General features: G+C 37.0%; 26 protein-coding genes. 20 read left to right on the top strand and 6 right to left on the bottom strand.

Annotated elements, in window-relative coordinates:
• Positions 1 to 18 precede the first annotated feature (18 nt).
• From HZF24_RS14125 to HZF24_RS14115, 3 genes are read right to left on the bottom strand one after another with little or no spacing between them, the layout of a single operon-like run.
• Complete coding sequence (locus HZF24_RS14125) at positions 19 to 837, bottom strand: tetratricopeptide repeat protein (RefSeq protein WP_179238984.1); 819 nt, start codon at positions 835 to 837, stop codon at positions 19 to 21.
• Positions 827 to 1681: a tetratricopeptide repeat protein gene (locus HZF24_RS14120; RefSeq protein ID WP_179238983.1), complete on the bottom strand. Its 855-nt coding sequence runs from the start codon at positions 1679 to 1681 to the stop codon at positions 827 to 829. Before HZF24_RS14120 ends, HZF24_RS14125 begins: the two co-directional genes overlap by 11 nt.
• Before the next feature lie 10 nt (positions 1682 to 1691).
• Positions 1692 to 2396, bottom strand: coding sequence for a helix-turn-helix domain-containing protein (locus HZF24_RS14115; protein WP_179238982.1), 705 nt, complete (start codon positions 2394 to 2396; stop codon positions 1692 to 1694).
• A 333-nt stretch (positions 2397 to 2729) separates the two neighbouring features.
• Between HZF24_RS14115 and HZF24_RS14110 the strand changes: the two genes are divergently transcribed.
• The 3 genes from HZF24_RS14110 to HZF24_RS14100 all read left to right on the top strand — a co-directional run bounded on the left by HZF24_RS14110 (position 2730) and on the right by HZF24_RS14100 (position 6832).
• The gene (locus tag HZF24_RS14110) at positions 2730 to 4325 is read left to right on the top strand and encodes an ABC transporter substrate-binding protein (RefSeq protein ID WP_179238981.1); all 1596 of its coding nucleotides are present in this window, start codon (positions 2730 to 2732) and stop codon (positions 4323 to 4325) included.
• 47 nt (positions 4326 to 4372) lie between these two features.
• Entirely contained in the window at positions 4373 to 4732 is a 360-nt protein-coding gene (locus HZF24_RS14105) for a Rid family hydrolase (RefSeq protein ID WP_179238980.1), read from the top strand.
• Between the two features lie 93 nt (positions 4733 to 4825).
• A complete protein-coding gene (locus HZF24_RS14100) occupies positions 4826 to 6832 on the top strand; it encodes a S9 family peptidase (RefSeq protein WP_179238979.1) in 2007 nt (668 codons plus the stop codon).
• Position 6833: 1 nt separating this feature from the next.
• Here HZF24_RS14100 and HZF24_RS14095 read toward each other — a convergent pair whose 3' ends face one another.
• Positions 6834 to 7277, bottom strand: a complete 444-nt coding sequence (locus tag HZF24_RS14095; protein ID WP_179238978.1) for a MarR family winged helix-turn-helix transcriptional regulator — start codon at positions 7275 to 7277, stop codon at positions 6834 to 6836.
• 122 nt (positions 7278 to 7399) lie between these two features.
• Between HZF24_RS14095 and HZF24_RS14090 the strand changes: the two genes are divergently transcribed.
• From HZF24_RS14090 to HZF24_RS14035, 12 genes are all read left to right on the top strand, one after another.
• Entirely contained in the window at positions 7400 to 8410 is a 1011-nt protein-coding gene (locus HZF24_RS14090) for a YhdH/YhfP family quinone oxidoreductase (protein WP_407695755.1), read from the top strand.
• 110 nt (positions 8411 to 8520) lie between these two features.
• A complete protein-coding gene (locus HZF24_RS19380) occupies positions 8521 to 8763 on the top strand; it encodes a hypothetical protein (RefSeq protein ID WP_322790746.1) in 243 nt (80 codons plus the stop codon).
• A 101-nt stretch (positions 8764 to 8864) separates the two neighbouring features.
• On the top strand, positions 8865 to 9341 hold the full coding sequence (locus tag HZF24_RS14080) for an RNA polymerase sigma factor (protein WP_179239014.1): 477 nt from the start codon (positions 8865 to 8867) through the stop codon (positions 9339 to 9341).
• Positions 9338 to 10591, top strand: coding sequence for a hypothetical protein (locus HZF24_RS14075; RefSeq protein WP_179238977.1), 1254 nt, complete (start codon positions 9338 to 9340; stop codon positions 10589 to 10591). Before HZF24_RS14080 ends, HZF24_RS14075 begins: the two co-directional genes overlap by 4 nt.
• A gap of 183 nt (positions 10592 to 10774) precedes the next feature.
• On the top strand, positions 10775 to 10942 hold the full coding sequence (locus HZF24_RS14070) for a hypothetical protein (RefSeq protein WP_179238976.1): 168 nt from the start codon (positions 10775 to 10777) through the stop codon (positions 10940 to 10942).
• A 519-nt stretch (positions 10943 to 11461) separates the two neighbouring features.
• Positions 11462 to 13081, top strand: coding sequence for a methionine--tRNA ligase (gene metG, locus HZF24_RS14065; protein WP_179238975.1), 1620 nt, complete (start codon positions 11462 to 11464; stop codon positions 13079 to 13081).
• Between the two features lie 307 nt (positions 13082 to 13388).
• Entirely contained in the window at positions 13389 to 14750 is a 1362-nt protein-coding gene (locus HZF24_RS14060) for an MATE family efflux transporter (protein WP_322790745.1), read from the top strand.
• Between the two features lie 158 nt (positions 14751 to 14908).
• On the top strand, positions 14909 to 15253 hold the full coding sequence (locus HZF24_RS14055) for a GIY-YIG nuclease family protein (protein ID WP_179238974.1): 345 nt from the start codon (positions 14909 to 14911) through the stop codon (positions 15251 to 15253).
• Positions 15250 to 15714: a DUF6530 family protein gene (locus HZF24_RS14050; protein WP_179238973.1), complete on the top strand. Its 465-nt coding sequence runs from the start codon at positions 15250 to 15252 to the stop codon at positions 15712 to 15714. The genes HZF24_RS14055 and HZF24_RS14050 overlap by 4 nt, the downstream gene beginning before the upstream one ends.
• Entirely contained in the window at positions 15715 to 17754 is a 2040-nt protein-coding gene (locus HZF24_RS14045; RefSeq protein ID WP_179238972.1) for an AAA family ATPase, read from the top strand.
• Between the two features lie 105 nt (positions 17755 to 17859).
• A complete protein-coding gene (locus HZF24_RS14040) occupies positions 17860 to 18450 on the top strand; it encodes a helix-turn-helix domain-containing protein (protein WP_179238971.1) in 591 nt (196 codons plus the stop codon).
• Positions 18451 to 18503: 53 nt separating this feature from the next.
• Positions 18504 to 19133, top strand: coding sequence for a class I SAM-dependent methyltransferase (locus HZF24_RS14035; RefSeq protein WP_179238970.1), 630 nt, complete (start codon positions 18504 to 18506; stop codon positions 19131 to 19133).
• Positions 19134 to 19295: 162 nt separating this feature from the next.
• Here the strand turns inward: HZF24_RS14035 and HZF24_RS14030 are convergent, their stop codons facing one another.
• The gene (locus tag HZF24_RS14030; protein WP_179238969.1) at positions 19296 to 19856 is read right to left on the bottom strand and encodes an AAA family ATPase; all 561 of its coding nucleotides are present in this window, start codon (positions 19854 to 19856) and stop codon (positions 19296 to 19298) included.
• Positions 19857 to 19888: 32 nt separating this feature from the next.
• Entirely contained in the window at positions 19889 to 20692 is an 804-nt protein-coding gene (locus HZF24_RS14025) for a class I SAM-dependent methyltransferase (protein ID WP_179238968.1), read from the bottom strand.
• Between the two features lie 265 nt (positions 20693 to 20957).
• Here HZF24_RS14025 and HZF24_RS19375 point away from each other — a divergent pair, with 265 nt between their 5' ends.
• The 5 genes from HZF24_RS19375 to HZF24_RS14000 all read left to right on the top strand — a co-directional run bounded on the left by HZF24_RS19375 (position 20958) and on the right by HZF24_RS14000 (position 25325).
• Positions 20958 to 22106 (top strand): collagen-like domain-containing protein, encoded by a 1149-nt coding sequence (locus HZF24_RS19375; protein ID WP_179238967.1) that lies wholly within the window; start codon positions 20958 to 20960, stop codon positions 22104 to 22106.
• A 234-nt stretch (positions 22107 to 22340) separates the two neighbouring features.
• The gene (locus HZF24_RS14015) at positions 22341 to 23417 is read left to right on the top strand and encodes a hypothetical protein (protein ID WP_246346153.1); all 1077 of its coding nucleotides are present in this window, start codon (positions 22341 to 22343) and stop codon (positions 23415 to 23417) included.
• Positions 23418 to 23894: 477 nt separating this feature from the next.
• Positions 23895 to 24449 carry a PadR family transcriptional regulator gene (locus HZF24_RS14010; protein WP_179238966.1) on the top strand — a complete coding sequence of 185 codons (555 nt, stop codon included), beginning with the start codon at positions 23895 to 23897 and terminating at the stop codon, positions 24447 to 24449.
• A gap of 6 nt (positions 24450 to 24455) precedes the next feature.
• Positions 24456 to 24821, top strand: a complete 366-nt coding sequence (locus tag HZF24_RS14005; RefSeq protein WP_179238965.1) for a DUF4180 domain-containing protein — start codon at positions 24456 to 24458, stop codon at positions 24819 to 24821.
• Between the two features lie 33 nt (positions 24822 to 24854).
• Entirely contained in the window at positions 24855 to 25325 is a 471-nt protein-coding gene (locus HZF24_RS14000; RefSeq protein ID WP_179238964.1) for a GNAT family N-acetyltransferase, read from the top strand.
• Positions 25326 to 25408 lie beyond the last annotated feature (83 nt).

The raw sequence follows: 25408 nt of genomic DNA, 5'->3' as shown, positions 1-25408 counted from the left end.
CTCCTGTATTTCATTGTTCTAAAACTCATCCGGAGTCCATCGTATGAATATTTTCTTAAGATCCTTCCTTGCTGCAACAGATTGGATTGAAAAAATACTATTTTCTGAACAATCATTCAGCAATGAATATCCCTTGTCACGATTACCTGTGATAATCTCATACCATGCAATGAAGTATTTATATTTATCCATTTGTTCCTTTGTTTTGATTTTTGTCAGTATATTCAATTCATTGGTTTTGTACAATTTGCACATATCAATGGACGAAAAATCAGAATTATCGCTTGCATCCTCAGAGAAATCAATTGAAGATAAAATTTCTTTCATTTGTTCTCCGTTTTCCTGTTTAGAAGAAAAAATCCAATACCAAAGGATTACGTCGCACTTATCCTTGAATGTATTGCTTAGCTCCAATGCCTGATTAAAGAAATAATTTGATTTAGAATAATTTTCTGCCAAAAAGTGCGCAATACCGCCGTATAATTGAGCTTCAAAGGACTCGGGGTTCATTCTTGATGCAAATTCAAGATTTGCAGCTGCTTCGGCAATTTGCTCAATGTGCAGATTGTTATAGCCTCTCAACAAATGAAAACCCCAGTTAAAGGGATCGGTTGATATTGCTTCACAGCTAACCTCAACTGCTTCTCTGAACAAGCCTATTCTGTGAAATTCATTTATCAGACTTATGTATTTTTCTTCTGAAGGTCCGTCGTTTTTTATATCATCAATGATTTGAATTATTTCACTGCTGTATTTGTCGCAGGGAGTTCTGTTCAAAATGAGCTGAGAATTTTTGTCGGCTAAAACTTCAAATAAAGATTCATTCCTAATTTTCATAGCTTGCACCTTTCGAATTAAAATTTCGGTTTTTTTCTAAAATTGCCGCCTGATAAGCAAAGCCTGCCCATCTTCTTTCCTCTTCGTTTCGGAGTAAATCTTCAATTACCTGATTACCCTTTTCTATGTCACCATTTAAATAATAATATTGTGCCACTCCGTAAAACATAATAGAGTGAGCGTTTGTGTAAGAATTGTCGGGAATATTTAAAACCTGCTCGGGAGTCAGCAGTCCCTTGCATATAAGCAGAACCTTATAAAAAGCTTCACATGAAACTAATTTCAGATTAGGTTTCACCCTCTCTAAAAGCTCGTCTGCCTCCTGCTTATTGTTAATAAGCATTAAAGAAAACCACCTCCAGTAAACCGTACAAACCATTTCCGCATCACTGTCGGCAATGATCAGTGCCTGCTTAAATATATCCGAAGCTTCTTCGTATCTTTGCATTAAATAATATGAAATTCCCATCAGGTACCAGCTGTCAAAATGGAAGGGATTCATGCGTACGGATAATTTGAAATCTGCCACAGCTTCCTTATATCTGCATATATTCAGATATGAATGTGCCCTGTGTCGGAACAACAAATAATTGAAACAATCATTCGTTATACCCTGAGAAAAAGCTTCGATTGCTTCTCTGTGAAGATTTTGACGCTTGAAGTTTCTGCCTGTTTCTATCCATTTTTCAGGGTCATCGGTGTTTCTCTGAAGACTTTTCCAGGATGATTTTAAAATATCTGAAAATTCAATATCGGAATTAATGGTGTATAATTGCTGATTGAGTGTTGCAACGTCTGTTCTTTCTACAGCTTGTGTTATTATTCTTTCCTTGATGGTATGCATAATTGCCCCCTTACATTAAAAAGTTATCAGTGTTGTCTTCCATTAATTTAATTTCGTGTTGACGTATATATCTATACACTGAGGATTCAGAGCTTTTTAAATAGTCCGCTGCCAATGGCACGGAACCCTTTACCTTAAAAATATCAGCCTCGTAAAGCTTTTCAATTATATCTGTCTTTTGCTTGAAGGTTAAATTTGATGATGTTATATCCATGTCATACAATATTTCCTCCACCTTCGTTTTAATGATATCATCAAGAGTCATGCTTGACGAAAATTCATTATCTGCTGCATGGGCTTGTACATTTTGTTTCATAGCAGCCGGGACTTGCGCGTTGAGCTTTGACTCCTCTTTGCTGTTAAAGGCACCGTCAAAATCATAGCTTATGTTATGGTAACTGCTTATGCTCAACAGATAATCAGAGAGATTGGTTCCTTTAATGTACAATACCGAGGTTTTGATTATTGTGCCTTCCTTGTTTGATGAAATTAAGAATTCCTTGTATGGTTTTTTTGCAAAATGATTTTCTTTAATGGCATCCGAAATAAATTTTGGAAGTGCTGAGTTCAAGGACTGCTTGCTGATATGTCTGTTTCTGATATCGATTACCTTTGCATCATCTGATAAACCTATCTCGTATACGGTTATTTCATACTTGCTTCCAAGGCTGTCCGATAAGAAATCTGTTAGTGTAGAAATGTTTTCTTCTAACAAAATATTATCCCCTTTCCTTTTTATAGTATATTAAAATTGTTTTTATTATACCTTGCAGCATAAAATATGTCAATAAATTTTTATATGATAAAAAATTATTACAAAAACATAATGCCGAAAACAAATGTATAACATGGAAAAATATAAGAATATTGGTAAATTTCAAGATAAATATATAATAATAAAGACGTGGAGAGTGAAAGGTGTATTTTGTCACCAAGCTATTTGGTGATAAAAAAGTTGCATATGAAAAAATGTTGACATAGCATAACGTTTGTTGTAATATAATTGCTAACACTTATTAAGGTGAATAATTTTGAAGGATGTGACGTTATGAAAACAAAAGCAAAAAAACTATTTATGAGTATTTTGGCGTTGATTCTTGTATTGACACTATTGGCGGGATGCAGTAATGGCAGCTCCGATGAACCAAAGAATGACGGTGGCAATAATGAAGAAGTAAATAATTCCGGTGATGAAAAGGTTTCATCAAAGGATACTCTGACAATTGGGGCCTTCGGCGAAGCGCAATCATTATTCCCTGCTAATGACGGTAAGGTACCGGGAGCTCAGTTCGCGGCAAACGTATATGAAACCCTGGTACAGATGGATAAGGAAGGTAACATTTATCCTGTTTTAGCAGAAACCTACGAGCAGATAGATGATCTGTCCTATAAATTTGTTTTGAAAAAGGGTGTCAAATTTCACAACGGAGAAGAATTAAAAGCGAGTGATGTGGTTTTCTCAATGAAGCATTTTTGTGAAAATCCGAGAACAAAATCAAATACAATAGGGTTCGATCCCGATAATTTCGAAATAATAGACGACTATACACTTATACTTAGAACATCGACTCCCTTTGCCCCGTTCATAAGATCTATATGCAATGTAAACTTAGGCATATTCAATGAAAAATTTTATAACGAAAACGTGGATAACATAGATATGGTTGCATGTGGTACGGGACCGTTTAAATTTGTTGAATGGAATCAAGGAGCAAACATTGAGATAGAAAGATTTGATGATTATCACGGAGAAAAAGCAAAGCTTAAAACAATAAACATTCGTTTGATTCCTGAAGCTAACAGCCGTTTACTTGAGCTGGAGACAGGCGGAATAGATATAATGCAGGATGTTCCGGGAATCTCATTAGAGCAGGTTGAAAGCAATCCTGAGCTCTCATTATATACCAATGAATCTGTTGCAGTTACATTTCTGGCATTAAATTTTGACCGTGAATTGCTCAGTAACACAAAAATAAGAAGAGCTATAGCTCACGCAATTGATAATGATGCATTGAGAAAGGCTTGCTTAATGGATGCTGCGTTAACAGCTAACAGCTTTCTCCCAAGCACCGTACCCGGATATAAGGCAGACACTGCTGCTTTTGGGTATGATGTAGAAAAAGCAAAGAGCTTGTTGGCAGAAGCCGGATATCCAGATGGTATTTCTTTTCCGTTGGCATTTTATCAGTCTTCTGACAACCGAAGGGTTGGAGAGGTTCTTCAGGCAATGCTGAAGGAAGCAAACATAGATTTGGAGCTTTCTGAAATGGAAACATCCACTTATACTCCTTTCTTAAATTCAAGAGAGCAATTTGCCGCAATTACTACACTCAACAATACACTGCGTGATCCTAACTATACATTGAGTAAATTGTATTCGGATGCTCAAGGTGTAGGAGGAAACAGAGTTAACTACAATAACCCTGAGATGGATGATTTGTTAAACAGAGCATCATCTGAAAGTGATTGGGACAAACGTGTTGAATTGTATGATGAAATTCAGGAACTGATGTACGAAGATACCGTGTGGATACCGTTGTACAGCGCGAAGGTATGTATAGGAACCACAAGTACACTGAGAGGGTATACCATGGAGTTCCCGATGAATTATCAAAATTATGCTGCATGCTACTTTGCAGAATAATAAAACATGTAATCATGTAAAATATAGAAGACAACAGGAGATTTAACGTGATAATTAACAGATATGATGTAAAAAAGAGGGCCAGCAGAGTAGTTGAGTGTAATGGAGTATTATACTTCGAGATACACGTAGCCGCAGCTGCTCAAAAAGAACCGATGACCATGTATGAGCAGGCAAGGGCACTGCTTTGCAGGTACGATGAGCTGTTGGAGCAATTTGATTCGGATAAGAAACATATACTTAGAGCAGACATTTTTATAAGAGAAGCATCAATGATAGATGACTTTAACAAGGCATGGGAAGAATGGGTTGAGGATGGATTTCAGCCTGCACGTGCTACCTCAACAGGAATGACGGCACCGGAATGCTTCCTTGTAGGAATCGTAATGACTGCTGCTTTAAAATAAATTAATAGTATAAGCCGCTGAAATTAAAAATTGGCGGCTTATATAATATATAAATATAAATCAAATATAAACAAAAGAAAGACAGGGTGTGTTATGAATAAAATAAAGATTGATGATTTTAAAAATTATAAGTCTCTGTCCTCGTTGGAGGTTAACGATGATGGCAGCTGTGTAGTGTTTTGTGTAACAGAGCCGAATATGTCAGATAACAATTATTTATCTGACATATGGAGGTACGATGCAGCCGGTAATAGTGTGGAACGGCTTACGAATTCGGGTAAGGTGAAAAGTGCTTCGTTTATTTCAGGTGATGCGGTAATATATGCTGAAATCAGTGAGCCTTCCGATGTTGAAAGAGTAAAATCGGGAGAATACTTAACGGTATTTTACAAACAGGGAGTTTTGAACGGCTATGACGAGAGGAAAAGATTGTTTGAGCTTCCCTTACATAATGCAAGAGCTAAGCAGGTTGACAGAGATTTATTACTTATATCTTCCGTCAGGGATAATTACAGACCTGATTTTGAAGGGATGTCCGGAGATGATAAGCGTAAGGGATTGATGGAATACAAAGAGGAACAAGATTACGAGGTGTGTGACGAGCTTCCGTTTTTCATTGACTCTCGAGGATATGTAAACAAGAAAAGAAATTCATTATACTTATACAGGATAAGCACCGATGAGCTGAAGAATATTACAGACTCTCTGTTTGAGACCTCCCACAGCGCAATAAGTGAGGACGGTAAGCGTATTGCATTCTCAGGCTCATGCTATAAACAGATTTATGACAGATCGCATGGAATTTACGTTTACGATATAGAAAAAGACGAAACAGCCTGCATTCTGGAACGGGGCAAATATCAAATAATGGGTCTTGATTTTTATGAAGACAGCTTAATAGCTGCAGCACATCCCTGGGACGGATACAGTCCTTTTCCAAACCATAATTTATATGTTATTAATATAAGGACCGGAGAAATGAAGCTGGCTTATTCACATGACGACGAGGATTTCGGAGCAAAAATATCAAGCGATGTCAGAATTAACGGAGGAACAACCTTTAAGGTGTCCGGAGATAAATTATATTATTTGACCACATATGAGCAAACAAGCTATATAAATGTATGGAACGGAAGAAATAAAGAGAGATTATCTAAAAGCAATATATCCGCTGACTGCTTTGCAGCCAACAAAAAAACTGTGTTTTTAACAGGTCTGCTGGAAAATAATCTGCAAGAGCTTTACAGGCTTGATGAGATAACGGGTGAAGTGAAAAAATTGAGTAATTTTAATGATACAAATATAGACGCGGTTACTCCTGTACCCCATTCATTTATAAATTCAGATGGCATAAGAATTGACGGCTTTGTAATAAAGCCCCGTGACTGCAATGAAAATAAAAGATATCCGGGAGTGTTGGAGATACATGGAGGACCGAGAACCAGCTATTCATACGTATACAGTCATGAAATGCAGCTGCTTGCTTCTGAGGGGTATTTTGTTTTTTATTGCAATCCAAGAGGCTCGTCAGGAAGAGGAGAAAGGTTTGCTGATATAAACGGCAGAAGAGGAACTGTCGATTATACCGATGTAATGGAATTCACGGATTATATTTTATCCCTTTATCCTCAAATAGATTCAGAGAGACTGGCAGTTATGGGCGGTTCCTACGGGGGATATCTGACTAATTGGATTATAGGTCACACGAACAGATTTAAGGCTGCCGTCACGATGAGATCAATTGTTGATGTAAACGGATCCTTCGGTGCAACGGACTTCAGCATATGGAGTACAATAGGAGCATATGGCGGAAATCCCTGGAGCAACAGAGAAAATGTGTGGGAGCAGTCTCCGTTCAAATATGCTTTGAATATTAAAACACCGACACTTATTTTACATTCCTTTGAAGATCACAGATGCTCAATCCATGGTGCCATGCAATTATTCTCGACATTGCAAAGCAGGAGAGTTCCAAGCAGAATGTGTTTATTCAAAAATGAAGGTCATGAATTATCTCGTTCAGGTGCACCTAAGCACAAAATACGGCGGCTTAAAGAAATTCTTATGTGGTTGGAAAAATATCTGAAGACAATATCTTAGCTTATGCATCAGGCAGCTCGGTAAAATTCATATTCAGCTTTTTTAACAATCGCAAAAAGGTTTCTTTTTCTTCTTTGGTAAATCCCTTATATGCTGTTTCATATATCTGGGTCGAAATTGCGTCAAACTTTGGCTTTAGCTGATGACCCTGCTCTGATAAAACAATATACGTAATCCGTTTATCCGTTTCATCTTGAATTTTTTCAATATATCCGAGCTGCAATAACTTATTGATTAAGGGGGTAACGGTGGATTTATCCTTGCCTATCAGCTTGGCGATTTTGTTCATAGCAAGCTTACCTCCGTTATTATACAAGGCGGTAAGAATATTACCGTGAGAGGTGATAATATCGTTCATGTTATGTTCTGTAAGCTTGCGCTCAAGGAATTTCAGCATCTTTTTTCGTGTTCTGCTTATAAAGTATATTATATATTTGTCGTTCATGATAATTCCTCCAATAAATAAATTATATATGATTATACTATAAAAAACAATATGGTTTGACATCAAACAGAATAAATGCTACAATTAGTTTGATATCAAACTTTTTAAAATCGGAGGAATGTATGGAGTTAAAAATGAAAGAAACATTCAGAGCTATAGTTGTCAGAGAGCAGAGCGACGGTTCTTTTCAAAGAAGCATCGAAAATGCAGAAGCTTCCTCACTGCCTGAGGGCGAGGTTATCATAAAGGTAGAATATTCAAGCCTGAACTATAAGGATGCTCTTTCTTCAACAGGCAACAGAGGCGTAACAAGAAAGTATCCTCACACACCCGGTATCGATGCGGCAGGTATTGTGGTAAGCGACACATCAGGACAATTTAAACCGGGGCAGCAGGTTATTATCACAGGCTATGATTTTGGGATGAATACTCACGGCGGCTTCGGAGAATACATAAGAGTACCTGCAAAATGGATTGTACCGCTTCCGGACACACTTACATTAAAGGAAAGCATGATTTACGGTACGGCGGGCTTCACTGCCGCATTATCCGTTAATAAGCTTGTTAATTACGGAGTAAAGCCTGAGGACGGACCAATATTGGTGACCGGTGCCACAGGCGGCGTAGGCAGTGTGGCTGTTTCCATTCTCAGCAGGTTAGGCTACAGCGTAATAGCCTTGACCGGAAAGGAACAGGCAAGGGATATGCTGATAAAATCCGGAGCAAAGGACATTATATCAAGAGAAGCACTGCTTGAAAATTCTCACAAAGCAATGCTCAAGGAACAATGGGCAGGGGTCATAGACACGGTGGGAGGAAATATTTTAGAGGCGGTCATAAAGTCCACAAAATATTCAGGCTGCGTAACCTGCTGCGGCAATGTGGCATCTGCATCCATATCCGTTACCGTTTATCCGTTTATTTTGAGAGGTGTTGCTCTGTTGGGAGTTGATTCCGTAGAGTGCCCCATGGATATAAGAACTGGTATATGGGAAAAAATGGCCGGTCAGTGGAAGCCTGAAAATCTTGAGGATAATTCGAGAGAAATATCCTTGGACGAAGTAAGCGATAATGTTGATCTTATGCTGAAGGGTCAGTTGAAAGGGCGTACTGTAATTAATCTGAATAAATAAGAATTGTTTTATGAGAACCGTGTTTACATGCAGTTATGTAAGCATGGTTCTTTTATTTTGGATACAAAAAGGATATATTTGTATGGTATTATGTACACGGAGGTGAAAATATGGTATTTAAACTTCTTTTAGTTGAGGATGATCCGGAAATAAAGGAAATCATTTCAGATTATTTTACAGAAAAGATAAAAAAGATGCTGGAAATGTCAAAGCTGTCTTCTGCTTCCTTTGAAATCAATATTGAAGATGCGTCTTTAAATGATATAAGCATAAAGATAATTAACAGGTATAGGGCTTTCCATTGTGCGTACGATTTTAGAGCTGCACAGATTTACCTACGGTGTAAAAAATGAAGAAGACGGTGTAATATTCTGGTTTAAATTTATTTGAGACTATTTTTGATTTTATTTCGTCTTATGTATAGAAGGACTTCTCAGACAGGAGGTGCAGCAAAATTAAAATAAGTGAAAAAGAGTTTGAGGCGCTGTTCAAACAATACAAAAATGATATTTACAGGATAGCTTATACCTATGTCAACAATGAGGCTGATGCTTTGGATATAGTGCAGGAAAGTGCATATCAGGCGTATATTTCAAAGGATAAAATACGGGACAAGGATAAATTCAAGTCATGGATATTAAAAATTGCTGTAAATAAATCGAAGGATTTGCTGAGGAAAAATAAATTGATTTCGTTGGAAGACTTATCAAATGTCATTACAATGCAAGCTGAGGATAAGGAGAGCATGAATATTTTCATGGATAACTTAAAATCTCTGTCCATGGACGAAAAGAATGTCATTGTTCTCAAGGTTTATTTTGAGTACACATTTGAAATGATTTCCGATAATCTGAAAATTCCTGAAAGCACAGTTAAAAGCAAGTATTACAGGGCATTGGAAAAGCTGAAAATAGAGGAGGGATTAGTATGACAGATAAACTCAATGATATGTTGAATAGTATTCCCATCCCTGAAGGATTGGACGAAAGCATAGAATCAGGATTTGAAAAGGCTAAAATACAACATGGCTCGAAAAAGAGCAAGCGTTTAAAAATATTTACAGCAGTTGCTGCCTCTCTGGTTATAATTATGAGTTCAATAATCATAGTTGGACCGGATAAGGTTGATGCTGCTATCAAACGGGCATTGCAATACGTTCCCGGATACAATGTATTGATAGACAAGGAAGAAGGAAGTGTGCTGGCACTTCAGGAGCCTGTTTTGTATGAGGAAGGCAACAAATTTGTAAAAATAGAAGCGGCATCCAAAGCCGGCAAACTTTTCAGCATTTCTGTCCAGGGTAACTATGTAGCTGACAAAGGATATGAAATGCTGTTAAAGGATGAAGAAGGAAATGTTACATCACCGGGACATTGGGTCATAGGTCATGGATCCGAGCTTTGGAATGCAGATTATTATTTCGAGACAGAAAGTGACTCAGTAAAATATTCCATGCTGCTTGGAGAGCTGGAGATTCCTTTTACCTTGGAAAAAACAACTGAGGTTGAAGACTTTTTACAGATGGGCAATCATGCCAGTGATAAGGGTATAGATATAGTTGCCATAAAAAAACCTATGGAAGACAGACTGATGATAAGCTTGCTGAATCGGTCTGATGATAAAATATTAGAGGGATATCCTATGGGAAGAGGCCTGCTGCAAAGTCCATGGTTTTCTGCACCCGACGCAGAGATAAGCATGTACCTGACTGACAGCACGGGTAATAAAATATATCCGGATTTGCCATCATCGTACAGAGGATCAATGTCAGACATATATTTTGATACATTGGATAAGGAAGGATTGAAACTTGTATTGCCATATGTAAATGTAAAATATCCCAATGTAAAAACAGAAAAACTAAGGATTACTAAGCCACAGGATGGGGAGACACAAAATATTGACAAAATATTACACTTAGGAAATTTTGAGATGCATGTAGTTGACATAAGGCGCGAGGGAAATGAATTGATAATCAATTTAAAATGCATTTCACCGGAGGATGAATTTTTAGAAGGTGTAAGCGTGAGCGGAATTTCAGGCTATAGTCTGGGTCCGAATGAGGATACCGGCTATACAGAACTGAGAACGAGTGCAGAAGATGTGAGCAAAAGATTCTCAATATATTTTGAATCACCGACGTCTGTACTTTTTGGAGATTGGAGTATAGAACTGGATTGATCATTCAAGCAAAGCATGAGATGCAACAAGTGCCAAGACAATATAATTAAATTGTTATGCCTTCCGCCTCTATAGGCGGAGGGTTTCATTTAATTCAAGTTTTTTGCATAAATTATAAAATGAATGTATCCCTCGAATTTGTTTCCTAATTACCTGGTCAAAATTAAAGTTAGTGAATTAGACATGGTTAAAATACTGTTAGTTGCATTGGATATTAATTTACAAAGAAATAAAATAATTGATGAAAGAATCAGCGGAAAGATTAAAGAAATACTTAGCACTTATGACAAACAAAATTCTGATTGGGAGAAATTAATACAAAGGTATAATGAAATTATTAATGTTGAATAATCAATAATGACTATTCAACAGATTGCTAAGAAAGTTACTTATAAAACAGATGGTCTTGTTTTCTTGCATTCAGAAATTATTTATTCTATTAAGTATAAAACCTTGATTCTTATATTAGAATATACTATAATATATCAAATTCAATATCCAAAAGGCAATGAAGAGAAGAGTAAGCAAAATATGCTTTTACAGAGAACCCAGGTAGATGAGAAAGGGTAAAGTCAGAATTTGCTGAACATGGTCTTGGAGCTGCGTACCGACTAAGTTTAACTTATAGGCTGCGACGGGTACACCCGTAATAGTGTTAAGCTCTCGGCAAATCATTTCTTGCCTGCAGCTGATGAGGTCTATATCGTGAGGTATAGGCGAATCTGGGGTGGTAACACGAAGTTATAGCTTGCATTGCAAGACTGTATAGGCTCTCGTCCCCGAAAAAGTAATTTTTCGGAGGGAGGGCTGTTTTTTTATAATTTTTTAACTTTAAAGTTATCCAAACAAAAAAAGAAATGAGGTAGACTTATGAAAATTTTAGTTGGAAGTGCATGGCCATATGCAAATGGTTCTTTGCACGTAGGTCATTTGGCTGGGCTTTTGTCATCTGACATAATTGCTCGTTATCATAGGTTGAAAGGTGACGACGTGTATTTTGTTTCAGGTAGTGATTGTTTTGGAACACCTGTTGCAATCAGGGCAAAACAGGAAAATAGGACTCCAAAAGAAATCAGCGATTTTTATCATGATGAATTTTGTGAATGCTTTCAAAAGTTAGGATTCAGTTATGATTTATATGGGAAGACTTCAAGTGAAGAGCATCAGAGCTTTGTTAGAGAATTTCATGAAAAAATGTATGAAAGTCCATATATTTATGAAAAATCTGTTCCTCAGGCATACTGCCAGGAATGTAAAACATTTCTCGCTGACAGATTTGTAAAAGGTGCTTGTCCGTCTTGCGGAAAAAATGCTAGGGGTGACCAATGTGATGCTTGTGGAAAAGTGCTGGAGCCTGAAGCACTTATTAACCCAACTTGCTCAGTATGCGGAAGTACTCCCATATTTAAAGAAACAAAGCATTTGTTTATATCGATTTCAAAACTCGAAGATAAACTTAAGGCATATGTGAACAGTCATTCTAATTGGAGAAAAAATGCAACAGCTTTTTCTAACAGATATATAAACGAGGGACTTCGGGACAGAGCTATTACCCGTGACCTTGACTGGGGCATTGATGTTCCTAAAGAGGGTTACGAGGATAAGAAAATATATATTTGGGCAGAAAATGTATTAGGCTATTTGTCCCAAAGCTTTGAAGTATGTAAAAATCGAAATACAAGTTTTGAAGAACTATGGGGAGAAAATGCTAAGCATTATTATGTTCATGGTAAAGACAACATACCCTTTCACACAATTATTTTGCCTTCGCTTTTATTTGCAAACGGCGGTAACTGGCATCTGCCGGATGAAATTGTTTCAAGCGAATATCTAACCCTTGAAGGCAGAAAAATATCCACAAGCAATAATTGGGCAATTTGGGTTAAGGATATTGTGAACAAATATAACCCTGATTCACTGAGATATTTTTTTATTGCTAATGGTCCTGAAAAAAGAGATGCAGACTTTTCATGGCTTGAATATCTTAATAATCATAATAGTGAGCTGCTAGGCGCATATGGCAATTTTGTAAATCGCAATTTTGTCTTTATTGAAAAGTATTTCGAAAGTAAAGTACCTAATGGCACAATTACAAGTGATATCTCACAAAAAATATCTGAAGCATTCGAAAGCATTGGAAATAAAATTGAAAATACAAATTTGCGAGATGCTCTGGATGAAATATTTGAACTTGTAAGATATGGTAATAAGTACTTTGATACAGAAAAACCATGGGAAACAAGAAAAGGTGATGTCACATCATGTGAAAACACAATTTTCAATTGTGTTCAGTTGATAGCAAATTTAGCCGTCCTTCTTTCACCCTTTATTCCATTTTCATCTGAAAAAGTTACAGATTGGTTAAATTTAAAATATGAATGGAAATTGCAATCAATTGATAACGAATATATCCTTCCAAAAACAGAAATTTTATTCGAAAGATTAGATAAAAGTATAGTGGAAGATGAGTTAAATAAATTGATAAAATAATCGTAGTGTTTAAGGTTGCAGTGCAGCTATAGGAAACATATTAATTGCTGCAACATATCTTGGACTAGGTTCAGTAGGGATAGGTATATACCACCTTGAAAGCAATATAAAATTACTAAATGATGAACGTATGACGGAAATTGGACTGTATTTTATTGATTATATCTTGGATATAGAAGCAAGGTGATAATGAAGCGAGGGGGTTTTATAGTTGTAAATTGTTATAGTTATTAGTATAATGATAAAATGAAACATATATATAACTATAGAACTAATTTGTTGTTTGACGTTGGAAAGGTGACTGTCTGTGACACAGAATAAATCAGAATTAATACAAAAGGGCGATATGTATAAGGTGTTGTTGACCTTATCTATTCCCATTATGATTAACAGTATAATACAAACATTGTATAACTTGGCAGATGGAATTTGGGTCAGTAAGATTTCTTCTGTTCACTTTGCAGCTACTTCTTTTGTTTGGCCGATAAACTTTCTTTTCGTTGCTTTAGGGATTGGACTGTCGGTTGCAGGAACCTCACTTCTTTCTCAACTGTTGGGGGCGGATAAATATAAAGAAGCAAGGAAATACTCTTCTCAATTAATGGCAGCATCATTAATATTATCAATTGTATTTACATTACTGGGTGTTATTTTAAGTCCATATATAATTAAGCTTATGGGCGGTGAAGGATATTTTGCTAATTTAGCAAACACTTATTTGAGAATATCATTTTTGGATTTGCCATTTATGTTTTTATTTTTCAATATAAATTCCATGATGAATGCCCAGGGCAATACTGTAACCCCAACAATATTGAGCGCTATATCCGCATTAATAAATGTGGTATTAGATCCTGTGTTAATATTTACGTTCAATATGGGAATAGCAGGGGCGGCATGGGCTACAGTAATATCAAGAATTGTGTTGACATTATCAGGATTTATAATTGTATTCAAAGAAGGCAATAATTTAAAACCTGATTTCAGAGGATTTAAAGCTGATAAAAATATATTACAGGAAATTGTAAGAGTTGGGTTACCTGCATCGATTGGGCAAGCAGGTGCTTCAACCGGATTTATGTTTCTTAATGGCTTTATTGTATCCTATGGAACTGCTACATTGGCTGCATTTGGTATGGTAAACAGAATAACAAGTCTGGTAATGCAGCCTGCCATGGGCGTAGGTGCAGCCCTGACAGCAGTAGTAGGTCAAAACCTGGGAGCCGGACGACTTGACAGAGCGACGGAAAGCTTTATAAAAAGCTCAAAGATTGCCCTGTTTATCGGGGTTATTGGTGGTGTGATAATATTTATTTTCAATAAGCCAATTGTGAATTTTTTTATTCAGTCTAAAGATGAGCCCGAAGTTATAATTCAAAGTATAAATTATATGAAATACGTTGCATTTTCAATGCCCTTAATGGGAATGTTCAGTGTGTTCCAGGGAATATTCCAAGGCTCGGGAAATACTAAATATTCCATGTACATGGAGATAGGAAGGTTGTGGGCTGTCAGGCTGCCCATGATATTGATATTTAAAAATTACACTGCTTTTGGACCGACAGGTATTTGGTTTTCAATGAGCGTCAGTAATTTAATAGTATGTATTTATGGGTTGTTTGTTTATAAAACTATTGGATGGAAGAGAAAAAGATTATCTGAAGAATAACCCCATGTCAGGCGGATTATAACGACCCCTCTATATTGTTAATGGAACATATTGAGGGGCCATTGCTATAAAAACAAACAAATACTTTAACTTAGTCTACGGAGCGTGGATTATTTTTTTTGAGTAATTTAGTATATAATAATGCCGAGGTGAAAACAATGGATATAAAAAGAAAAAAAGAACTTTTGGAAATGTATAAAAACAGGAAGCCGGAAATGGGAGTGTTCTCTTACCGATGCAAGGATACGGGTGATGTATTTTTAGGCATATCTAAGGATACAAGAGCGGATTTTAACAGTGCTAATGCAAAATTGTCATCAAATATGCATCCAAATAAGCAATTGCAGGAGCTTTGGAATAAATATGGTCGTGAAAGCTTTGAAATATCAGTTATAAAGGTACTAAAATATGATGATCCAAACGAAGATCATACAGAGGAATTAGAAAAATTAAGAGAAGAATGCCTCGCTTCTGATCCAAGGGCAAGGAGGATATGGAAATGAATGAGAAAATAGTTATTGCATCAAACGGCTATGACCGTATAGACGGAAGAAATGCTTACCAATCTGATATAAAACGCTTAACATTAGGTGAGCCTGTGCTGGAAGAAAATAAAAAAATGGAGATTGCCACTCAGATATGGAAAACAGATAAAGACGGCGAATTGATTTTGGCGGAGGAGCTGCCAATCCATCAGGTTTTTGACCTGATGATATTATTATCTAAGACACTGCTTTACTTCAAGGAGGCATACAGGTTCCCTCTTTTATATGACCCCGAAAAACCAACAATTGAACGAATTGGAGTACAGGGCGGGGTGCTGCCGGTAGAGGTTTGTGTAGACAATCAAAATATCAATGATGACATCAAGAAATTTGCACAGAGCCTGAATGATTTAGGAGAATTAATCGGCGAGCGCCAGCGGACACTAATCCGCATCTTAAATGAATTGGAGTTGTATTAAATGAAACAAAATTGTATTTTGTCACCTGAAAGAAAGCTGACAGATATAGAGCAGTCATTCGTGTGGCAAAAACCGCCTTCACACATTGATAGTGAAGCAGAAAAACGTATATATCATGAAGTAGTAAAGAACTGGAATCGCGGTGAAATGAAAATCAGTACAATTTTATTGGAAGGAGACGCAGGATCGGGTAAAACCCAAATTGCCAAAGCGCTCTCTTCTAATTTTAATCTGCCATATACAAAGGTAACTTGCTTTGCAGATATGGATAAATCTGATGTGTTAGGCTCCATATTGCCGGTATTGTCCGAAAAGGATGAATCAGAATCAAATACTGTTGAATACAAGTATTATCCATCGGAAATTGTCCGTGCATATGAAAACGGATGGTTGCTGGAAATTCAGGAACCGACGGTTATTCGTGATGCCGCTGTTTTAATGGCTCTGAATTCCGCATTAGAGCCGGACGGAAGTTTAAACCTACCGACGCGTGTCATACGCAGGCATCCGGATTTTATTGCTGTTATTACAACAAACCGCGGCTACAACGGATACCGCCCTTTAAATGAAGCTTTGCGTGACAGAGTTCAGCATGCTGAAAAATTAGACTTACCGCCAAAGGAAGTTATGATGGAACGAGCCCAAGCCAAGACGGGATATCAATCCGAAAATGTACTTTCTATTTTAGCTGATACGATTATTCTGCTGGATGAGACAGCGCGGGCCAATGCAATTAAGGGTGTTGCCGGTATGCGGTCATATATCTTTTGGGTTGATACGGTTGCCGGCGGTGCATCCATAGGTCACTCCTTGTACTATAAAGTACTCTACAAGATTACAACTGACTCGCAGGAACTTGCTATTTTAGAGCAGGCACTGGTAAGTCATGGTTTGAAAGATAAGCTGGAAGAATTAGATAATATGTGCCATTCCCATTCGGAAGGAGAAAATCCGGAAGTAATGGAGCTTCAGATTTCCGAAAATGGAGAATACTCTGCAGAAACAGATAAAGCCGGCAAGAATGCAATCCGTCTGAGAAAATCAGCAGACAGTGAGGGTCATTCGGATGCGAGCAGCGATAAAAATACTGATGTTTCAAGCAATGATAATGGAGAAAACGGCACCCCGTTTTATCATGAGCTCGATAAACCCGTTACAAACGAACAAAAAAGAGAGTTTCGCAAACAATTAAATAAAGAAGCCCGAAAAAGTGTTCAGGGCAGCTGCCATGAAGAAATTAAGCTTATTGTACATCGTCCGGAAGCTGCAGCTCAAGACAGGGAAGAATATAACAGCATGTCTTCTGAATTGATGCTGGTAATTCGGGAATTGATCCGTAAAACAAATCCGCTTTTAGAGCATGAGGTTTCCTCTGAGTTTGCTAAGTCTCAGCTTTATGGCACAAAATTTTGTGCCGATAAAGCTGCTTCCATGGATTTTCGCGTATTTGCCCGCAAGCGCCCGCCTGAGGAAGAACCCTCTCTTGCGGTTGCTCTCAGGATTGACGAATCAGCATCCATGTCAGCCTTCGGTCGCTTGGATGCAGCAAAACAGGCAGCCGTAGCTTTATATGAATTTTGCACAGGCTGCGGTATTCCCATAATGGTTTACGGAGATACGGCAGACCGCTCCAAGCTGGAACAAATGTCCATCTATGCATATGTAGACTTTGAAAGTAAGGATGCGGACGAAAAATATGCTCTTATGAACATTCAAGCCCGCAGCAACAACCGGGATGGCATGGCACTGCGCATTATCAGCGACAGATTGATTAAAGCACCGCAAAAAACAAAATTAGTAATCAGTATCAGCGACGGTCAGCCAAAGGCAATGCCCGATTACTCTGGAGAAAAAGCGGCTCGTGATATGAAAGATACATTGCAGGAATTCAGGCGAAAAGGAATTCAGTTCCTTGCCGCAGCCATCGGACAGGATAAAGAGGATATCCGTGAGCTTTACGGAGCTGAAAATACATTGGATATAACTGATTTGAAGCAGCTTCCGGCAAGATTGGTACAAATTATCGCAAGATTCCTGTAAGTATATGTTATAATACATATATCATACCATCGCCTCGGCAATGCAAGCGAGCTTGCGCTGCACTCGGCTCAGATATGATATAATAAGCAGAATGGAGGTGGAGACATGGATTGTGTGAAAGTAGGCAGATTGATTGCCAAACTGCGGAAAGAAAAAAACCTTACACAAAAAAACATTGCAGATGCGTTGGGTATTCAAAATAAAACTGTTTCAAAATGGGAATGCGGTTCAGGGTGTCCCGACTTGTCCCTATGGCCGGAATTATCTGCTATTTTGGGCGTTGACATGAAACAGATGATGGAAGGTGAAATTACACCAAACAAGCCGGACAGCGGCAACATTGACAAAGTGCGTTTTTATGTATGTCCTTCCTGCGGAAATATCTTAGTCAGCACAGGAAGTGCATCCATCTTTTGCTGCGGCAGAAAATTAGAATATCTCTTGCCGGGGGATACGTCCGATGCACCTGAAATAACAGCAGAAGAAATGGACACCGATTACTTTGTTACATTTGAACATCCCATGACCAAGGAGCATTATATATCCTTTGTTGCCTGTGTTAAAAGTGACAGAGTATTTTTAAATCGTTTGTATCCTGAACAAAGTCCAACATGCAGGATTCCGATATCTATAGGCGGTAAACTGTATGCTTATTGTATTAAACATGGTTTATCGGTATATCCATTTGTCGGGTAACAGCAGTATATAACGAATCAATGATTCAAATTTAAAATGAGGAGAAAAATAAAATGTTAGATAATCAAGGTTTTGATTTATGGGCTGATGATTATGATAAGACTGTAAATATTAGTGAGGAAAACAATGAATATCCGTTTGCAGGCTATAAGGATGTATTAAACTATATTTATAACCGGGTAATGAAACAGAATAATCCCGGTATTTTAGATATAGGATTTGGTACAGGCATATTAACAACTCAATTATATAATGTTGGATGTAATGTTACGGGTATTGATTTTTCAAGTAATATGATAGATATAGCAAAAAAGAAAATGCCCGATGCGTTATTGATTAATTGGGATTTTATAAAGGGTTTGCCTGACGAAATTAAAAATCATAAATTTGATTATATAATCAGTACATATGCAATACACCACTTAACGGATGAAGAAAAAATAAAATTTATAAAATCTCTGTCAAATTTGTTAAATACAAATGGAGAAATATTAATCGGAGATGTTTCTTTTGAAACAAGGGAAGAATTAGAAGAAGGTAAAAACAGATATAAAAATAGTTGGGATAACGATGAGGTTTACTTTATTGCAGATGAAGTAATGAAAAGTCTTAATGATACGTGTTATTGCACATATATTAAAATATCGCATTGTGCAGGAATACTGACAGTTACAGATAAGTAATTATATTAAATTTTAAAAACACATATTGAGGGATAAAAGATTGAAAGCCCTGCCCGCATAGATGCAGGCAGGGCAGAGACGAAAAAGGCCGGCAGGAACTGCTTTTTCGCCGGTCTCGAAACGTACTCTCTGATCCCTCTCTGATTTTATCTCTCAAATTTTTCATAAAGAAAATTTATTTTTAATAATCAAAGCTGCTTCTTCCGGTGAAAAATTTGTATTATTTATTTTAATATAATTTATTTTTTTTATTTCACCTTCATATGAATTCAGGCGGTATGTTGATTCTAAGCTTCTGAATATAGCTTCTGATTTTTCCAAGTTCCTTTTCGTAGGTTTGTTGAGCAGACGATTTTCAGTTTTATTTCTTTCTATTCGCAGTTCATAATCTGCCTCTAACTCGACGAAATATACTTCTGCGCCTTTGGAAGCAAATAGTTCTTCAACATAATTAATATAATTCCAATCTTCCTGTCTGTCAAATGCCCACATGTATGTAAAAATCATTCCATATTCTTTACTGCCTGAAAACGCTTCAAATATTTCTTTTCTGAATAAATTAATCAATCTGCTTTTTTCTTCAGGCAAATTTTCAAACAAATCATTCACGATGTCTATTGTCATATGGTTATGAAATAATTTCAGATCAGTAATTTTTGAAAGCTCCTGACCTACCGTCATTTTGCCTACCGCATGTGGTCCGAAGATAATTATTAGTTTCATATAATCCCCCTATAGTTATTTTATATTTATTATTAAATTTTCTTCCCAATATACATTGCATGCTCGGAATAACTTAACAATTCATCTCTTTCACATAATTGTTCCGCAATTGCCGTCCATTTATCTATTGCTTCCTGAGATTGATTAAGTAAATTTATTTCGCATGGAGCAAGAATGCCTTCCTGACCGAAAAGATGCTTCTTTTCAAGATTAAACTTATCCATAAACGGAATAATACTTTTTTGGTCAATGAAAAAAGCTTTTGTAAATGCATCCCCGGCATAGGAGTTTCCTCTTAAGACAGAATCAATAAAAATTTGCTCGCTTTCCAAGAGCAGCATTTCAGGAGTGCTTTTCATATAAAAAATCATACCGGCAAACATAAGAATAAAAGAAACGTATATCAGTCCTCCGTTTTTCAGCAAGGACATGGCTTCGTTTAAAGCTTTGATTCTATCCTTTTCTTCAAGCAGATGATACATGGGTCCCATAACAAATATATGGTCAAATTCTCCCTTTATAAATTTGCTTACTTCTCTTGCATCGCCTGAAACAGCTTTAATATTCACATTCGTTTCTTTAGATTTTTCAAGTGCAAATTTTATATTTTCTTCAGATAAATCAACGAGAGTTACGTCGCAGCCATTTTTGGCATAATAAATTGAATATCGTCCCGGTCCGCCGCCTATATCCAAAATTCTGTCACCGGGCTTAATATATCTGTCCATCATTTTTGTAGTTATTGCAAATTCAAAAGGATGCCTTTCGAGTCTGTCCCACTCATATTGCACATCACTGTCATAATGTTCCCGAACAATACGTATGCAGTCTTCCATAATTATCCCCCTATGTGATTTTTAAAATTCTACTGCTATTTGTTGCAATAGTCAATATTAATTTAATGAATTTTTATAACTTCATAAAAAAATATTATTAGAATACAGTCTTTGTTAAAGAAAAAGTGTAGCTTGTATACACATCCTGAATCATTGGGGCATACACTATTATTGGAAACTAAAATTATAATTTGGGCAAAAGTCCTGTTAAAAATTAGTATTATTTTAAAATATAAAATTAAATAATTAAAAGGAGCGTGCAAATATGGATAATAATAGTGAAGAAAATAAATATAATTCATATATGATACCGAAAAATTTTTATAACGAACAACAATATCAATATTCAGATATATACAGGAGACCTTGTCCCCAGAATCCTTGTCCAAAATGCCTGCATCAACCATGTTTTTGTGTCTGCCCACCTGGACCAACAGGTCCGCAAGGTCCAACAGGTTCACCTGGTCCGGCAGGAGAAACAGGTTCGCAAGGTCCGGCAGGTCCAGCGGGATCAGTAGGTCAAACAGGTCCGGCAGGTCCGCAAGGTCTGACAGGTCCGCAAGGCCCAGCAGGTCCAGCGGGACCGATAGGCCAAACAGGCCCGGCAGGCCCCCAAGGTCCGGCGGGTCAAACAGGTCAAACAGGTCCGGTAGGTCCCCAAGGTCCGGCGGGTCAAGCAGGTCAGACAGGCCCGGTAGGTCCCCAAGGTCCGGCGGGTCAAACAGGTCAGACAGGACCGGTAGGCCCCCAAGGTCCAACAGGCCCAATAGGTCCGGCAGGTCCGCAAGGTCCAACAGGTTTGCCGGGTCCGGCAGGAGAAACAGGTCCAGAAGGTCCACAAGGCCCGCAAGGACTCCAAGGTCCGGTAGGAGAAACGGGTCCACAAGGCCCAATAGGACCCATAGGACCGGAAGGTCCCCAGGGAGAAGTCGGGGCAACGGGTGCCACAGGAGCACAGGGTCCAGAGGGACCGCAGGGAGAACCTGGTCCTCCCAGGCAGTTGGCCGGGATGCAGGTTCAGCTAACAGGCTCCATTGACGGAACTGTTGCTGACGGTGCAAATGTTATATTTGATACGGTTTTGAGCGATTCTAGTACCGATATAAGCTATGATTCCGTTACCGGAGAATTCACACTCGCAGCATTGGGAAACTATTATCTTTCATGGTGGATTAGTTCGGGTGGCGCAGGTCCTGAACCCATGGTTGCTTTCAATATAGAGGTTCAAGGCGGTCCGGTAATACCGGCACAGTCTCCTCTTCCTGTTACGAATCTTCAGCTGAATGGAAGTGCCTTGATTATAGCTTCCACAATACCAACAGTATTTTCACTTGTTAATCGAAGTAATTTTGAAGTGTTTTATGGAAACAGTCCTGTTCAGGCAAACCTGACTATTATTCAACTGACAGTATAGACGCTGGAAATTAAAGAGAGATAGATTTTTTACAAAACAGCTGATATTAATTTGTTACAACCATTGATGAGCCGCCTGCTTGATCTGTATGATAAAGCAAGCGGCTCATATGATTTACTAGAGGATTAATTACAAGTTGTGGTGGAAATTCAAATGTCTTTGATATATACTAATATTATTAATTGGTATATTTTGAGATGTATTAAGTATACTAAAATATTTATGGGGGAGCTTATGAAAAATATAAGAATCTTTAAGTTTGTCTTTGTATTAATTATACTGTCGGTATTGACCGCTTGTCCTGTCAGCAATGAACCGGTAGATGCAGTAACACCTTTGGATAAATCAGAAGGTCTGATTTACCTGTATGGAGAGCACCACGGTGTTGAAAAAATATTGGAAAAAGAATTAGAGATATGGGGTGAATATTATCATAAGGATAATATGCGGCATTTATTTATCGAATATCCCTATTATACCGCAGAGCTTTTAAATTTGTGGATGCAGTCTGACGGTGATGATATACTTGAGGAAATATATAATGATTGGGAAGGATCAGCGGCACATAATCCGTATGTTAAGGAATTTTATAAGAAAATAAAAAGTCAGTATCCCGAAACGATTTTTCACGGTACAGATGTAGGTCACCAGTACAATACTACAGGGCAGAGAGCTTTAAAGTATCTTAAAGAAAATAAATTAGAAAACACCGAGCAATATTTATTGACGCAGGAAGCTATCAAGCAAGGCAGGTATTTTTACAAGCACTCAGATGATGTATATCGCGAAAACAAGATGGCGGAGAATTTTATACGTGAATTTGACAAGCTGAAGGATGAAAATGTTATGGGTATTTATGGCGGTGCTCATACAGATTTTGGTGCAATGGACTATATGACTAAATCTGTACCCAACATGGCAAGTCAATTAAAGGAACGTTACGGCGACAACATATATTCCGAAGATTTATCTTGGTTAGCTAAAGATATTGAGCCTTCCCGAACAGATACATTTACAATTAATCAAAAAAATTATGAAGCATCCTATTTTGGCAAACAAGATTTAACAGGATTTAAAGATTATGCATATCGTGAATTCTGGCGGTTGGAAAATGCCTATGAAGATTTTAAGGATAATGAGAAAACAGGTGATGTGCTGCCTTATGACGAATACCCTATGCTGATAGAGGAAGGTCAGGTTTTTGTTATAGATATTACAAAGACGGACGGTTCTGTAAACAGATTATATTATCGATCTGATGGGCGTATTTGGAATGGCTTGCAGTCAACGGAAGAATTTGAGATTAAATAAGAGAATTCATAGATGAAAATTTTAAAACGGCTACAGGAAAAAAGATTGCCTATAACCGTTTTATTTTAGATTAAGATTCCCGAACCCACCAGAAATCTACAATTTCGCGGTGGGTGTTTTTTTATTTATCATATCCTGTCACTGTCCAGATTCCTGTATCATCCTGTCTGATTAATCTTGACAGATAAACAGTTTTGATATCTGTTTTCTCACTGTTAACATCAATTATTATATTTGTTCCATCGTTTTTAATTATTACTAATTCGTCATAATCTACCGGATAATCTCCGACTATACCCTCGGGAGAAATCTGTAAAATTCTTATTGGGAACTATAACCAATATATTATAAAAAATTCGTTTAGCATAAATTTCATGCAATTTGTTCGGCTGATTACAATAAACTTGTTTTTATTTATTGACTTTCTCGATATCATATGTTATTGTTAACATATGATATCGAGAGAAGAGGTGCAATATGTCAATTAATTATGCAATTTTAGGTATATTAAGCTACAAGTCAATGACAGGGTACGATATAAAAAAGGTCATTCAAAATTCAACGTTCTTGTATTGGTCTGGAAATAATAATCAAGTATATAAATCATTAACGGAGCTGCTTAATAAAGGCTTGGTAACCAATGTAGTCAAGCATCAGGAAGGCTCACCGACAAAAAAAATTTATATAATAAGCGGAGAAGGACTCGCTGCTTTAAAAGAATGGATGCTTTCACCATCTGAACCCATTGAAATAAAGAAGCCTTTTCTTGTTCAACTTGCGTGGTCTAAGCAACTTAATACGGATGAATTGAACATGATGCTTGATGGATATGAAAATCAAGTAAGGATACAGTTGTTAATGGAGGAAAATCAAAAGCAGAATCCAAATATTTTATTTAACAAATCTACTCCCGTGGAAACAATTATATGGAGTTTTATCAACGACAATATTCGAAGAGAATACGAAAATGAACTTAGATGGATTCAAGATTTGAGAAAAGCTATCGCTGATATTACTGATGAAAGGAGATAATCAATAATGAAATACACATTTTTAGGGAAAAATAATTCCCTTTTATATATTGAGAGCGAAGATATCTTAATATACGACGCGCAATCAGCTCTGGATTTTATGGCGACGATTAACTATGAAAAAGACTGCAATAGAATTATTTTAGATAAAAAGGCTATAAACGAAGAATTCTTTATACTCAGCAGTGGTATTGCAGGTGAGATTTGTCAAAAAATTGTAAACTATAAGTTTAAGCTGGCTATAATTGGTGACTACAGCAAGTATACAAGTAAATCATTGCGTGATTTTATTTATGAGTGCAACAGAGGTAATGATATTTTTTTTGCAGACAACTTGCAGCAGGCAGTAGATAAGCTGGATTCGGCTCGTTAACATTATTAATAATTTAACTAGGAGAAATTTAGAATGAATTATGGAAAGATTGAAGTTGACGGCATTAATGAAGACGATAAATTAGACTTACTTCTGATAAAAATTGCAAAATGGCATAATCTTACACCAAAATTATGGATAAATAATTATAAAGCTTCAAATACAGATATTGATGAAACTGTAAGAAGAATTAAAAATACTCGTAATAAAGACTTGTTTCTTGCAGTTGCTGAAGATGATCAAAATAATATACATGGATTTATATGGGCATATAAACAAGAAAAAGTTCAGGACAGTGTTATGATTTTATCTTTGTATACAGCAGAAGACTGCAGAGGACAAGGGATAGCAACAAACCTGAAAAACTTATTGGAAGAATGGTGTAGATTTGAAGGTATAAAGACCGTGGAAACAACAGTTCATTATAGCAATAGCAATATGATTGCCTTAAATAAAAAACTTGGGTATGCTCCGGGTATGCTGTATATGAAAAAAACCTTATAAAAACACAACCCTATTGACCCTTTGTTTGAAACATTTGTAGCAAAATACAAGTTTTGGTAGAAATTTAGATATCCTTTGAATTA

The sequence above is a fragment of the Sedimentibacter hydroxybenzoicus DSM 7310 genome (assembly GCF_013403245.1).
Taxonomy (GTDB): domain Bacteria; phylum Bacillota; class Clostridia; order Tissierellales; family Sedimentibacteraceae; genus Sedimentibacter; species Sedimentibacter hydroxybenzoicus.
The sequence above is the reverse complement of the archived record's forward strand: the minus strand, read 5'-3'. Positions and strand labels throughout refer to the sequence as shown.